12 protein-coding genes are annotated in these 12,919 nt (G+C 73.3%); 7 read left to right on the top strand and 5 right to left on the bottom strand.

Annotated features, from left to right (window positions below):
* Positions 1 to 170: 170 nt before the first annotated feature.
* Positions 171 to 1,400, bottom strand: coding sequence for an acetate kinase (locus ACIP4O_RS14090; RefSeq protein WP_401574717.1), 1,230 nt, complete (start codon positions 1,398 to 1,400; stop codon positions 171 to 173).
* A gap of 54 nt (positions 1,401 to 1,454) precedes the next feature.
* On the bottom strand, positions 1,455 to 3,536 hold the full coding sequence (gene pta / locus ACIP4O_RS14095; RefSeq protein WP_361333618.1) for a phosphate acetyltransferase: 2,082 nt from the start codon (positions 3,534 to 3,536) through the stop codon (positions 1,455 to 1,457).
* Between the two features lie 406 nt (positions 3,537 to 3,942).
* Between pta and ACIP4O_RS14100 the strand changes: the two genes are divergently transcribed.
* Positions 3,943 to 4,968 (top strand): ATP-dependent 6-phosphofructokinase, encoded by a 1,026-nt coding sequence (locus ACIP4O_RS14100; protein ID WP_164282499.1) that lies wholly within the window; start codon positions 3,943 to 3,945, stop codon positions 4,966 to 4,968.
* Positions 4,969 to 5,112: 144 nt separating this feature from the next.
* Entirely contained in the window at positions 5,113 to 5,505 is a 393-nt protein-coding gene (locus ACIP4O_RS14105; RefSeq protein ID WP_401574718.1) for a nuclear transport factor 2 family protein, read from the top strand.
* A 4-nt stretch (positions 5,506 to 5,509) separates the two neighbouring features.
* Here the strand turns inward: ACIP4O_RS14105 and ACIP4O_RS14110 are convergent, their stop codons facing one another.
* Positions 5,510 to 6,193, bottom strand: a complete 684-nt coding sequence (locus tag ACIP4O_RS14110) for a response regulator (protein ID WP_401574719.1) — start codon at positions 6,191 to 6,193, stop codon at positions 5,510 to 5,512.
* A complete protein-coding gene (locus tag ACIP4O_RS14115) occupies positions 6,190 to 7,806 on the bottom strand; it encodes an ATP-binding protein (protein ID WP_401574721.1) in 1,617 nt (538 codons plus the stop codon). The genes ACIP4O_RS14110 and ACIP4O_RS14115 overlap by 4 nt, the downstream gene beginning before the upstream one ends.
* Before the next feature lie 178 nt (positions 7,807 to 7,984).
* Between ACIP4O_RS14115 and ACIP4O_RS14120 the strand changes: the two genes are divergently transcribed.
* On the top strand, positions 7,985 to 9,463 hold the full coding sequence (locus tag ACIP4O_RS14120) for a cation:dicarboxylate symporter family transporter (RefSeq protein ID WP_401574722.1): 1,479 nt from the start codon (positions 7,985 to 7,987) through the stop codon (positions 9,461 to 9,463).
* A 191-nt stretch (positions 9,464 to 9,654) separates the two neighbouring features.
* Positions 9,655 to 10,455: a carbon-nitrogen hydrolase family protein gene (locus ACIP4O_RS14125; RefSeq protein ID WP_401574945.1), complete on the top strand. Its 801-nt coding sequence runs from the start codon at positions 9,655 to 9,657 to the stop codon at positions 10,453 to 10,455.
* A gap of 15 nt (positions 10,456 to 10,470) precedes the next feature.
* Here the strand turns inward: ACIP4O_RS14125 and ACIP4O_RS14130 are convergent, their stop codons facing one another.
* Complete coding sequence (locus ACIP4O_RS14130; protein WP_401574724.1) at positions 10,471 to 11,052, bottom strand: hypothetical protein; 582 nt, start codon at positions 11,050 to 11,052, stop codon at positions 10,471 to 10,473.
* 731 nt (positions 11,053 to 11,783) lie between these two features.
* On the opposite strand from ACIP4O_RS14130, the gene ACIP4O_RS14135 reads away from it, so the two are divergent.
* The 3 genes from ACIP4O_RS14135 (at position 11,784) to ACIP4O_RS14145 (ending at position 12,838) form a co-directional block, all read left to right on the top strand.
* Complete coding sequence (locus tag ACIP4O_RS14135; RefSeq protein ID WP_401574725.1) at positions 11,784 to 11,921, top strand: hypothetical protein; 138 nt, start codon at positions 11,784 to 11,786, stop codon at positions 11,919 to 11,921.
* A gap of 118 nt (positions 11,922 to 12,039) precedes the next feature.
* Complete coding sequence (locus tag ACIP4O_RS14140; RefSeq protein WP_401574946.1) at positions 12,040 to 12,519, top strand: MerR family transcriptional regulator; 480 nt, start codon at positions 12,040 to 12,042, stop codon at positions 12,517 to 12,519.
* Positions 12,503 to 12,838, top strand: a complete 336-nt coding sequence (locus tag ACIP4O_RS14145; protein WP_401574726.1) for a thioredoxin family protein — start codon at positions 12,503 to 12,505, stop codon at positions 12,836 to 12,838. Before ACIP4O_RS14140 ends, ACIP4O_RS14145 begins: the two co-directional genes overlap by 17 nt.
* The last annotated feature ends 81 nt before the right edge of the window (positions 12,839 to 12,919 follow it).

The raw sequence follows: 12,919 nt of genomic DNA on the forward strand, positions 1-12,919 counted from the left end.
GAAGAACACATGGGCGCGGGGCCGCTCAGACGAAAGGGTTTCCCGCGGTGCGGGAACCGCCGGAGAACGCGACACATGGGCACCGCCGCGCTCAGGTGGGCCGCCCGGAATACCGTGAAAACGGACCGGAAACGCGTACGGAAATCGCGGTGCGGCAGCCCCGCGTGAATTCAGCCCCGCGCACCTCCTTCCGTGACGATTCGGTACGTCTGCCGCGAGATCTCCAGTTCCTCGTCGGTCGGTACGACGGCGACGGCGACGGGCGTTCCCTGCGGCGAGATGACCCGGGCCCGCTTCCCGCGCACCGCGTTGCGCTCCGGGTCCACGGCGAGCCCGAGACCGGTCAGCCCCTCCACGGCCGCGGCGCGCACGGGCGCCGAGTTCTCGCCCACGCCCGCCGTGAAGGCGAGCGCGTCGACGCGGCCGAGGACGGCCGTGTAGGCGCCGATGTACTTGCGCAGCCGGTGGACGTACACGTCGAAGGCGAGCCGCGCGGTGCGGTCGCCCTCGTCCGCCCTGCGGGTGATCTCGCGCATGTCGTTGTCACCGCACAGGCCGTACAGGCCGCTCTTCTTGTTCAGCAGCACATCCACATCCTCGGCCGACATGTTCGCGTTCCGCATCAGGTGGAAGACCACCGCGGGGTCGATGTCCCCCGACCGGGTGCCCATCACGAGCCCCTCCAAGGGGGTCAGCCCCATCGAGGTGTCCACACTGCGGCCCCCGCGCACCGCGGCGGCCGAGGCCCCGTTGCCCAGGTGCAGGACGATCGTGTTCGTCTCCTCGTAGGGCCGCCCGAGCAGCTCCGCGGTCGCGCGCGAGACGTACTGGTGCGAGGTGCCGTGCGCTCCGTAGCGGCGGATGCGGTGCGCCTCGGCGACGGCGGTGTCGAGCGCGTACCGCGAGGCCTCCTCGGGCATGTGCGCGTGGAAGGCGGTGTCGAAGACGGCGACCTGCGGCAGCGAGGGATTCAGGCGCCGCGCGGTACGGATGCCGGCGAGACCCGCCGGGTTGTGCAGCGGGGCGACAGGGATGAGCCGCTCGATCTCGCGCTCCACGTGCCAGTCCACGAGCGTCGGCCCGTCGAAGAGCCGCCCGCCGTGCACGATGCGGTGCCCCACCGCGAGCAGCTCGGGCGAGTCGAGCCCGAGCCCGTCGCGGGACAGCTCGGCGGCGACCGCGTCGAGGGCCTCGTCGTGATCGGAGACGCGGCCCTCACGGGACCGCGTCTGCGGCTCCGAGCCGGTCAGAAGGGTGTGCTCGACGCGTGAGGTGCGCTCCCCGATCCGCTCCACGAGACCGGTCGCGAGCCGCGACTCGTCCCGCATGTCGAGGAGCTGGTACTTGACCGAGGAGGAACCGGAGTTGAGGACGAGCACGCGAGTGGGTGAGGCGGACACGGGGGGCCTTCCGGGAGAGGGGCGGGGGCGGGGGACAGCGGCACGCTACGGCGCTCAGTCCGCGTTCTCCGTCTGCCCCGCCTGGATCGCCGTGATGGCGACCGTGTTCACGATGTCCTCGACGAGCGCGCCGCGCGAGAGGTCGTTGACGGGCTTGCGCAGGCCCTGGAGGACCGGCCCGACGGCGACCGCTCCCGCCGAGCGCTGCACGGCCTTGTACGTGTTGTTGCCCGTGTTCAGGTCCGGGAAGATCAGCACCGTCGCGCGCCCCGCCACCGGCGAGTCGGGCAGCTTCGTCGCGGCGACGGACGGATCGACGGCCGCGTCGTACTGGATCGGGCCCTCGATGAGCAGATCGGGGCGCTCGGCCCGTACCAGCTCCGTCGCCCGCCGCACCTTGTCGACGTCCGCGCCCGAGCCGGAGGTGCCCGTCGAGTACGAGAGCATCGCGATACGCGGCTCGACGCCGAAGGCCGCGGCCGTGGCCGCCGACTGGATCGCGATGTCCGCGAGCTGCTCGGCGTCCGGGTCGGGGTTGACGGCGCAGTCCGCGTAGACGAGGACCTTGTCGGCCAGGCACATGAAGAAGGCCGAGGAGACGAGCCTCGCGTCCGGGCGGGTCTTGATGACCTCGAAGGCCGGGCGGATCGTCGCCGCCGTCGAGTGCACCGCCCCCGAGACCATGCCGTCGGCGAGCCCGGCCCGCACCATGAGCGTCCCGAAGTAGTTGACGTCGGCGACGACGTCGTGCGCCAGCTCCTCCGTCACGCCCTTGTGCGCGCGCAGCCCGGCGTACTCGCGCGCGAAGCGGCCGCGCAGCTCGGAGTCGTGCGGGTCGAGCAGCTCGGCGCCCTCGACGTCCACGCCGAGGTCGGCGGCCTTCTTGCGGATCACCGCGGGGTCCCCGAGCAGCGTCAGCGCGCACACCGAGCGGCGCAGCAGGATGTCGGCCGCGCGCAGCACGCGCTCCTCGGTGCCCTCCGGGAGCACCACGCGGCTGTTTCGCGCGCGGGCCTGCTCGATGAGCTTGTGCGCGAACATCATCGGCGTGACCCGGCCGCTGCCCGCGACGCGGATGCGGTCCAGGAGCGCCGGACCGTTGACCCAGCGCTCGAAGAGACCGAGCGCGGTCTCCGTCTTGCGCGGGGTCGCGGCGCCGAGGCGCCCTTCGAGGGTGTACAGCTCGGTCGCGGTCGGGAAGCTGTTGCCGGGCACCGAGACGATGGGGGTGCCCGGGGCGAGCTGCCCGGCGAGATGCAGTATCCCCTGGTCAGGGCGCTCACCGAGGGTCAGAAGGACGCCCGCGATGGCCGGGGAGGAGGCCGAGTGCGCGGCGAGCGCGCCCACGACGAGGTCCGAGCGGTCGCCCGGGGTCACGACGAGGCAGCCGGGGGTGAGGGCGTGCAGGAAGTTCGGCAGCGTCGCGCCGCCGAAGACGAAGTCGAGCGCGTCGCGCGAGAGTCCCGCCTCGTCGCCCAGCAGAACCGTTCCGCCGAGCGTGTGCGTGATCTGCGCGACGGTGGGTGCCGACAGGCTCGGCTCGTCGGGCAGCACGTACACGGGCACGCCGACCCGGCCCGTGAGGCGCTCCTGCACGAGGTCGCGGTCGGCGGGCGCGACCCGGTTCACGATCATCGCGAGGACGTCGCAGCCGCGGCCCGCGTAGGCGTGGTAGGCGTTGTGCGCCTCGGAGCGCACCGATTCGGCCGACTGCTCCTTGCCGCCCACGACGGGCAGCACGAAGGCCCCGAACTCGTTGGCGAGCCGCGCGTTGAAGCCCAGCTCGTCGGGGAGCTGGGTGTGCGCGAAGTCCGTGCCGATGACGAGGACGGCGTCGTACTCGGCGGCGAGCCGCTGGTAGTCCTCCACGAGCCGCGAGACGAGTTCGTCCAGGCCCTGCTCGGCCTGGAGCGCGCTCGCCCGCGCGTAGTGCATCCCGAAGACCGAGTCGGGCGGCTGTGAGAGCCGGTAGCGCTCGCGGAACAGTTCGTACATGCGGTCCGGGCCGTCGTGGACGAGCGGCCGGAAGACCGCGACCCGGTCGACCCGGCGGGTCAGCAGCTCCATGACCCCCAGCTCGACGACCTGCCGCCCGTCTCCCCGGTCGGTCCCGGTCACATAGACACTGCGCGCCACCGGTATTTCTCCGTTTCCCTACTCATACGAATTCAGGGGTACTCATCAGAGCACGCCGGAATCGTTCTCGGCATCCCGCGCGGAGCGCAAGAGAATGCCGGAGAACTCATAGGACAAAAACACCTGATCTGCTGAACCTGCCCCCTTGACACTACCCACAGCACTCGGTATGCCGCCTGCGCGGGCCCCCGGCGCGCCCGTATTTCCGCGCGCCCCCTACCGTTGTTCCGCTCCGGTACCGGTAAACGCGCGCCCCCGGGACGGACGTATGTTCCGGGCTTTCCCCGGGCGTGCGAGAATCGGCCCGAGTTCAGGGGGAACCCGCACCGTCCATCCGCGTTCTTCGCGTCCTTCCCGTCCTCTCAACCCCCGCGCACCTCTAGTAAGCGAGCAGGAGAACAGCACGATGCGCATCGGAATTCTCACCGCAGGCGGCGACTGCCCGGGCCTCAACGCAGTGATCCGGTCGGTCGTGCACCGCGCCGTCACGCACCACGGTGACGAGGTGATCGGGTTCGAGGACGGATACAAGGGGCTGCTCGACCGGCACTACCGCGAACTCGACCTCGACGCGGTGAGCGGCATCCTCGCCCGGGGCGGCACGGTCCTCGGCTCGGCCCGTCTGGAGCGCGGCCGGCTCGCCGAGGCCTGCGCCAACGCCCCCGAACTCGCCCGCGAACTGGGCATCGACGTCCTCATCCCGATCGGCGGAGAGGGCACCCTGACCGCCGCGCGGATGCTCTCGGAGAGCGGGATGCCGGTCGTCGGGGTGCCGAAGACGATCGACAACGACATCTCCTCGACCGACCGCACCTTCGGCTTCGACACCGCCGTCGGCGTCGCGACGGAGGCGATCGACCGCCTCAAGACCACGGCCGAGTCCCACCAGCGCGTCATGGTCGTCGAGGTCATGGGCCGGCACGCGGGCTGGATCGCGCTGGAGTCGGGCATGGCGGGCGGCGCGCACGGCATCTGCCTGCCCGAGCGGCCCTTCGACCCGGCCGACCTCGTGAAGATGGTCGAGGAACGTTTCGCGCGCGGCAAGAAGTTCGCCGTCATCTGCGTCGCCGAGGGCGCGCACCCGGCGGCGGGGACGATGGACTACGGCAAGGGCGAGATCGACCAGTTCGGCCACGAGCGCTTCCGGGGCATCGGCACGGCCCTCGCCTACGAACTCGAATCGCGCCTCGGCAAGGAGGCCCGCCCGGTCATCCTCGGCCACGTCCAGCGCGGCGGCACCCCGACCGCCTACGACCGCGTCCTCGCCACGCGCTTCGGCTGGTACGCGGTGGAGGCCGCCCACCGGGGCGACTTCGGCAATATGACGGCACTGCGCGGCACCGACGTCGTGATGGTCCCGCTCGCGGAGGCGGTCACGGCGCTGAAGACGGTGCCGAGGGAGCGGATGGAAGAGGCGGAGTCGGTGTTCTAGGAGGACGGGGGCGGAGTCCGGCCCCTGTGCCACGGGCTTCCCCACGCCTGCCACCTGGACTTTTGCTGCCGGAGGCCATGGTCACGCGGCCCGTGCCCGCACTAGTGTGACGGCACCGCTGTTCCCCGATGGAGAGGTGATCGCATGCGCGCGTTCCGTGCGGCCGTGGAGGCCCGTGACCTGGCGGCGATCGAGGCCCTGCTCGCCGAGGACGTCGTGTTCACCAGCCCGGTCGTGCACAAGCCGTACCAGGGCAGGGCGATCACCGCCGCGATCCTGCGCGGCGTGCTCCGCGTCTTCGAGGACTTCCGGTACGTGCGCGAGATCGGCGCGGCGGACGGAGCCGACCACGCCCTCGTCTTCGCGACCCGGGTGGGCGACCGCGAGCTGACCGGCTGCGACTTCCTGCACGTGAACGAGGCAGGCCTGATCGACGAGTTCACCGTGATGGTCCGCCCGCTCTCCGGCGCGCAGGCGCTCGCGGAGGCCATGGGTGCGCAGTTCGAGCGGATCACGCGCGAGGCCGCCTCCGCCTGAGGGCTCAGCCCCGCGCCTCCCAGCGGTAGTGCAACTCCGGGCGCCCCACCTGCCCGTAGCGCGGGGCGCGGGTCGCGAGGCCCGCGGTGACGAGGTGTTCGAGGTAGCGGCGGGCCGTGATGCGGGACAGGCCCGCGAGTGTCGCCGTCGACTGGGCGGTGAGCCCGTCCTCGCCCGCCGCGCGCAACGCCTGGGTCACGCGGTCCAGGGTCGGGGCGCTCACGCCCTTCGGGGGATCGGCCGGGCGCGGGGCGCGCAGCGCGGCGAGGGCGCGGTCCACGTCGTCCTGGCCCGCGGCCTCGCCCGCCGCCGCCCTGAACTCCCCGTACCGCGTGAGCCTGTCCCGCAGGGTCGCGAACGTGAACGGCTTGAGCACGTACTGCACGACCCCGAGCGAGACCCCCTCGCGCACCACCGCGAGGTCCCGCGCGGAGGTGACCGCGATGACGTCCGCGCGGTGCCCCGCCGAGCGCAGCCCGCGCAGGAGTTGGAGCCCGTGCCCGTCGGGCAGGTAGAGATCGAGGAGCACGAGGTCGATCGGCGTGCGCTCCAGGGCGCGGCGCGCGGCGGCCGCAGAGTGCGCGACGGCCGCGACCGTGAAGCCCGGCACCCGCTCCACGTAAAGGCGGTGCGCGTCGGCGGCGACGGCCTCGTCCTCGACGACGAGGACGCGTATCGGCTCGCTCATCGCGTCGCCTCCCCGGCGGGCAGCGGCAGCCTCACGGTGAACTCCGCTCCCCCGCCCGTACGTTGCCGTGCGGCCACGCTCCCGCCCGCGCGCCCCGCCGCCTGTCGTACGAGCGCGAGGCCGAGGCCGTGCGCGCCCGGCTCGGCGGCCTTCGTGGACCAGCCGTCGCGGAAGGCGTCCTCGGCGTGCTCGGGGTCGAGCCCGGGGCCGTTGTCGGCGACGCGGAGCAGCAACTCATCGCGTTCCTCTCCGTGTTCGGCGCGCGCCGTGACCGTCACCCGCGCCCCCGGCGTGCCTTGGGCGGCCTCCACCGCGTTGTCGACGAGGTTGCCGAGGATCGTCACGAGGTCGCGCGGCGGCAGGCTCGTGGGGAGCAGCCCGTCGTCGAGCCCGCTGTCCTCGCTGAGGACGAGCTCGACGCCGTGTTCGTGCGCGTACGCGGTCCGGCCCAACAGCAGTGCGGCCAGGACCGGTTCGCCGACCGCTCCCGTCATGCGGTCCGTGAGCGCCTGCGCCAGCTCCAGTTCGGCCGTGGCGAACTCCACCGACTCCTCGGGGCGCCCGAGTTCGACGAGCGAGACGACCGTGTGCAGCCGGTTCGCCGCCTCGTGCGCCTGCGCCCGCAGCGCCTTGCCGAAACTCCGCTCGGCATCCAACTCTCCCATCAGCGCCCGCAGTTCCGTGTGGTCCCGCAGGGTCACGATCGTCCCCGAGCGCTGACCGCCCGAGACGGGCGAGGTGTTGACGACGAGGACGCGCTCCTCGGTGAGGTGCACCTCGTCCACCCGCGGCTCCGAGGCGAGCAGCGCCCCGGTGAGCCCGCGCGGCAGCCCCAACTCCGCGACGGGCCGCCCGACATAGGCGCCGGGCGGCAGGCCGAGCAGTTCGCGCGCCCCGTCGTTGAGCAGGGCCACGGCCCGGTGCCCGTCGAGCAGGAGCAGCCCTTCCCGTACGGCGTGCAGCGCGGCCTCGTGGTAGTCGTGCACGAGGGCGAGTTCGGTCGCGTTCATGCCGTGGGTGTGCCGGCGCAGCCGCTGGTTGACCACGTACGTGCCCGTACCGCCGAGCAGGAGTGCCGCCGCCGCCGTCACGAGGAGCAACAGCACCTGGTGGCGCAGACGTTCGCTGATGGCCGTGACGTCTATCCCCGCGCTCACCAGCCCCGTGACGCGGTCGCCCTCCTCGATCGGCGTCACGACCCGTACCGAGACCCCGAGCGTGCCCCGGTACGTCTCCGAGAACGTGCGCCCGCGCAGTGCCTCGGCGCGGTGCCCGAGGAAGCGCTCGCCGATCCGGTCGGGGGTCGGGTGGGTGTAGCGGATGCCCTCGGGGGACATGATCGTCACGAAGGTGAGGTCGGCCTCGCGGCGGACCTTCTCCGCGTAGGGCTGGAGGGTGCGGGTCGGGTCGGGCGCGCCGACGGCCTCGCGCACGGTGGGCGCGGCGGCGATCGCGAGCGCGGCGGCGGTGGCCTGGCGCTCGGCGGCGGTACGCGCCTGGCGGCGGTCGCTCACGTACGTGAAGAGCGCGCAGCCCGCGACGACGAGCGCCACGAGGAGCACCTGCATCGCGAAGAGCTGACCGGCCAGGCTCCGGGGACGGGGGAGACGCATCGGGACAGTGTGCCCACGCCGGGCGCGGTCCGCGGCCTCCGGGGCTGGTCCGCGCGACCTTAATGACCGAAACCGTGACGCCGGTCACACCGTACGGGATAGTCGCCGCAGCCCGGCGTGCGGAGCGAGCCGCAGTCTCCCGCGCCTGCCCGGACGACGACGTCACCAGGAGGAACCCGTGTCAGCCACCGAGGCAGCAGCCCCCGAGCCCGAGGGACACGGGCCCGCGACCCCGCCGCCCGCCGCGCGGGGACGCCGTGACAAGAGCCACTACCTCTACCTCGCCGTGATCGGCGCCGTGATCCTCGGGATCGTCCTCGGCTTCGCCGCGCCCGGTGTGGCCGTCGAGCTGAAGCCGCTCGGTACCGGCTTCGTGAACCTGATCAAGATGATGATCTCGCCGATCATCTTCTGCACGATCGTGCTCGGCATCGGTTCGGTCCGCAAGGCCGCGAAGGTCGGCGCCGTGGGCGGGCTCGCGCTCGGCTACTTCCTCGTGATGTCCACCGTGGCGCTCGCGATAGGCATCCTCGTCGGCAACCTCCTGGAGCCGGGCCAGGGCCTCCACCTGACCGAGTCGGTGCGGGAGGTGGGCGCCGCGCAGGCGCCGAAGGCCCCCGAGTCCACCGTCGACTTCCTCCTGGGCATCATCCCGACGACGCTCGTCTCGGCGTTCACGAGCGAGAAGGTCCTCCAGACGCTCCTGGTCGCCCTCCTCGTCGGCTTCGCGCTCCAGGCGCTCGGCAAGAGCGGCGAGCCGGTCCTGCGCGGCATCGGCCACCTCCAGAAGCTCGTCTTCCGCGTCCTGTCCATGATCATGTGGGCGGCCCCGGTCGGCGCCTTCGGCGCGATGGCCGCCGTGGTCGGCGAGACGGGCGTCGACGCGCTCAAGTCGCTCGCGGTCATCATGATCGGCTTCTACGTGACGTGCCTGCTCTTCGTCGTGCTCGTCCTCGGCGCGCTGCTGCGGGTCTTCGCGCGCGTCAACATCCTGCTGCTCCTGAAGTACCTGGCCCGCGAGTTCCTGCTGATCCTCTCCACCTCCTCGTCCGAGTCGGCGCTGCCGCGCCTCATCGCGAAGATGGAGCACCTCGGCGTCTCGCGCCCGGTCGTCGGCATCACCGTCCCGACGGGCTACTCCTTCAACCTCGACGGCACCGCCATCTACCTCACGATGGCCTCGATCTTCGTCGCGGAGGCGATGGACCAGCCACTCTCGATCGGCCAGCAGATCTCGCTGCTCGTCTTCATGATCATCGCCTCGAAGGGCGCGGCGGGCGTCACGGGAGCGGGGCTCGCGACGCTCGCGGGCGGCCTCCAGTCCCACCGCCCCGAACTCGTCGACGGCGTCGGCCTGATCGTCGGCATCGACCGCTTCATGAGCGAGGCGCGCGCCCTGACGAACTTCGCGGGCAACGCGGTGGCGACGGTGCTCGTCGGCACGTGGACGAAGGAGATCGACAAGGGGCGCGTCGACCAGGTCCTGGCCGGGAAGCTGCCGTTCGACGAGAAGACGCTTCTGGACGAGGGGGAGACGGGGACCGGGGCGGACGGTGGGGCCGACGCCGATGCGGACGCCCGGGCGGGGGCCGGTGCGGAGCGGGACGTGCCGGAACCGAGGGACGTCGCAGGGCGGTCCAGTCGCTCCGGCGTGTGAGGAAACGGGGCGCGGGGCGGTGCGGGGGTCGAGCCCTCACGCCGCCCCGCTGGCGTGCGCGGCGGCTCGGGGCGTGCGGGGACGGATGGGTGCGGGGACGGATGCGTGCGGCCGGGCGGGGCAGGGGCGACCATGGGGGCTGACGGTGCCGCCGCCCGCGAGGAGGACGTACGACCATGACCACGACACCGCTGAGGCTCGCTCTCGGCCAGCTCACCTCGGGCCCCGAGCCGGCGGCGAACCTGGACCTCGTCCGGGAGCGCACGCGTGAGGCCGCCCGGGGAGACGCCCGGCTCGTCGTCTTCCCCGAGGCGACGATGGCGTGCTTCGGCATCCCGCTGGGGCCGGTGGCGCAGCCGCTCGACGGGCCGTGGGCGCAGGGCGTCCGCGAGGTCGCGGCCGAGTGCGGGATCACCGTGGTGGCCGGGATGTTCACGCCGGCCCCGGACGGGCGCGTGACGAACACGCTGCTCGCGACCGGGCCCGGGGTGGAGGCCGCGTACGACAAGATCCACCTCTACGACGCCTTCGGCTTCGCCGAGTCGGCCACGGTCGCGCCGGGCTCCGAGGTCGTCACGATCGACGTGGACGGCATCCGCATGGGCCTCGCGACCTGCTACGACGTCCGCTTCCCCGAACTCTTCCGCGCCCACGCGGACGCGGGCGCGGTCCTGAGCCTCCTCCCGGCCTCCTGGGGCGCGGGCCCCGGCAAGCGCGAACAGTGGGAACTCCTGGTCCGGGCCCGCGCCCTGGACGCGACGCTGTACGTGGCGGCGGTGGACCAGGCGGACCCCGGGACGAGCGGCCTGCCCCGCTCGGGCAAGGCCCCGACGGGGATCGGCCACAGCTTGCTGGCGGGGCCGGACGGAACGGTGCGGGCCTCGGCGGGGGCGGAGCCGGGGGTGGTGTTCGCGGACGTGGACGTGGCGGAGGTGGAGCGGGTGCGGGAGGCGATTCCGGTGCTGGGGAACCGGAGGCTGGGGGTGGGGTGAAGGTCCCCGCGGGACCTACCTTTCGCGCCCTGCGGCTTCACGCCGCGCTGCGCCCGATTCCCGTCGCTCGGTTCGCCCCACCCCAGCCGTACGCCCGGCCGAACGGGCCCCGTTCCACTCGCCCAGCGCGAGCACCAGCGTCCCGCTCGCCGCGAGGAGCGTGCCAGGCACGGCGAGGAAGCCGCGTCGCTCGGCGGCCTGTACCTCCTCGTAACGCTCCCGGGAGATCCGTATCCGGTCCTTCGTGCGGGTGTCGAGCGCCGAGTAGCCGCTCGGCTCCGCCCGTGCGTCCGAGAGATCGCCGAGGTGCGCGAAGCCCGTCGCGGTCACGAGGAAGCCCGCCAGCACCAGCGCGGCGCAGCCGACCTGTACCGCCCTCGGCAGACAGCGGAACGAGGCCCACAACGTGGCCCGGTCGACGCTCGCCCACACGCCGCGCAACACGGCAGCGGCACCTACCGGCAGCGCCACGGCGAACCCGGCCACGACGAGCCACCCGGCGCCGGTGCCCCACCGCCCGAGGGGCAGCCCGAGCGCGATGAGCACGGCGCCGAAGCCGAGCGCGAGCCCCGCGTGCCACGTGAATGTCCGTCCCATGGGGGGATCTTCGCAGGGGCATCGCGCGAGGTCACTGCCGGTTTCCGGCAGCGTTGGGTGGCGTGGGGCGGCGAAGTCGTCCGAGGCGCGAAGAACACGCGAAGAGAGGAGACGGGACACCACCCCCGCGCCTGCGGGGCTCACGGCACCGCCCTCCACGTCCTGGCGCACACCATGGGACACCCCCGCGCCTGCGGGGCTCACCACTCCTTCGTGACGGCGACGGGCTGCCAGCGCGGGACACCCCCGCGCCTGCGGGGCTCACCCTTTCCGACCTGCTGCTTCGTGGGCGCTTTGCCAGTCCTTCGCCCTCGCCTCACGCCGCGCCCCCAGCCTAACCGCCCCCCCCGCCTCATCCCGCGCGCCGACCTCCGCACTCCGCGCCCCCGCCTCGTACCGCCCCCACACCAGCTCCACCACCCTCCACTCCGCCCCCAGCGGCGCAGCCACCCGTACGCCCAGTCCCTCCAGCCGACGGGCGAAGAAGCCCGGGGCCAGACACCGACGAGTGGGCCGCCGACCCCGAACGCCTGCGCCGCTTCGCCTCCTTCACCAACGCCCCCGGCACCCCCGACCCCACCGTCACCTTCGTCCCCGAACGCGGCCAGATCCGCCCCGCCCGCCCCGGCGAGCCCGGCACCCTGCTCGACACCCCGGCCGCCTCCCGCGTCCTCATCCCGCTCCCGGCCGTCCCCCGCCGCCACCGCCCACCGCGTCCAGGAGGCCCACCGATGATCACCGCCCCCACCACCGCCCCCGTCGTCGCCACACCCGCCACGACCGCCCCCCTCGCCTACGGGGCCTTCCTCGCGGTGTACGTCGTGTGCGGCGCGGTGACGTGGACGGCGTACGCGCGCCGGGAGCGGTGACACGGGCGGGCGCGGTGCCACGGGCGGGAGAGACCGGCCCGCGCGGGGAGCGGTGACTGCGGGGGCTGGCCTTGACGCCGGGGTCAAGCCCTACCGTCGGGGCATGGACGACGGCGAGATGCGCATCGGGGAACTGGCGGAGCGCGCGGGGACCACGACGCGGGCCCTGCGCTACTACGAGGCGCGCGGCCTGCTCGCCGCGCGGCGCGACGCGCACGGGCACCGCGTGTACGGCGCGGCGGACCTCCGCCTCGTCCGCCAGATCCGCACGCTCCAGGAGGTCGGCTTCGGCCTGGAGGAGACGCGGCCCTTCGTGGAGTGCCTGCGGGCCGGGCACGAGGAGGGCGACACCTGCCCCGCCTCGCTCGGCGTCTACCGCGGCAAGCTCGCCGAGATGGACGCCCTCGTCGCCCAGGTCCTCGCCGCCCGCGCCCGCGTCGCCACCCGCTTGGCGCGCGCGGAGGCGGCGGTACGGGCCCTGGCGGGCGAGGCGCCCCCGGAGCCCGGCTGCGCCCTCGCCCCCGTACGCGACCAGCCGGCCGCCCGGCGGTCCGCCACCCCGACCCGTGAGGAGAACCACCATGCCCGTCAGCTCTGACGTCCTCCACCTCACCGACGACCGTTTCGAGGGCGACGTGCTCCTCGCCCCCGGCCTCGTCCTCGTCGAGTTCACCGCGACCTGGTGCCCGCCGTGCCGCCAGCTCGCCCCCGTGCTCGCCGACCTCGCGCGGGAGCGGTCCGGCGCCCTGCGGGTCGTCGTGCTCGACGTGGACGAGGCGCCGCTCACGGCCGCGCGGTACGGGGTGCTCGCCGCGCCCACGATGATCCTCTTCCGCGACGGCGAACCCCTCGGCAAGCTCGTCGGGGCCCGCTCGGGCCGCAGGCTGCGCGAGGAGCTGGACCGGATGGCCGCCTGACCCCGTAGCGGCCCTGACCCCATAGCGGCCCGGTACGAGTAAGCCCCCGCGACGCGAAAACGCCCCGGCCACTTGAGGCCG

This window comes from Streptomyces sp. NPDC088923 (genome assembly GCF_044749745.1).
Classification (GTDB): Bacteria; Actinomycetota; Actinomycetes; order Streptomycetales; family Streptomycetaceae; genus Streptomyces.

Coding starts and splice junctions, on each gene's coding strand:
- ACIP4O_RS14115 (WP_401574721.1), bottom strand. CDS start 7,806: ATGCGTCTCCCCCGTCCCCGGAGCCTGGCCGGTCAGCTCTTCGCGATG.
- ACIP4O_RS14135 (WP_401574725.1), top strand. CDS start 11,784: ATGATCACCGCCCCCACCACCGCCCCCGTCGTCGCCACACCCGCCACG.
- ACIP4O_RS14110 (WP_401574719.1), bottom strand. CDS start 6,193: ATGAGCGAGCCGATACGCGTCCTCGTCGTCGAGGACGAGGCCGTCGCC.
- ACIP4O_RS14100 (WP_164282499.1), top strand. CDS start 3,943: ATGCGCATCGGAATTCTCACCGCAGGCGGCGACTGCCCGGGCCTCAAC.
- ACIP4O_RS14145 (WP_401574726.1), top strand. CDS start 12,503: ATGCCCGTCAGCTCTGACGTCCTCCACCTCACCGACGACCGTTTCGAG.
- ACIP4O_RS14105 (WP_401574718.1), top strand. CDS start 5,113: ATGCGCGCGTTCCGTGCGGCCGTGGAGGCCCGTGACCTGGCGGCGATC.
- ACIP4O_RS14130 (WP_401574724.1), bottom strand. CDS start 11,052: ATGGGACGGACATTCACGTGGCACGCGGGGCTCGCGCTCGGCTTCGGC.
- ACIP4O_RS14140 (WP_401574946.1), top strand. CDS start 12,040: ATGCGCATCGGGGAACTGGCGGAGCGCGCGGGGACCACGACGCGGGCC.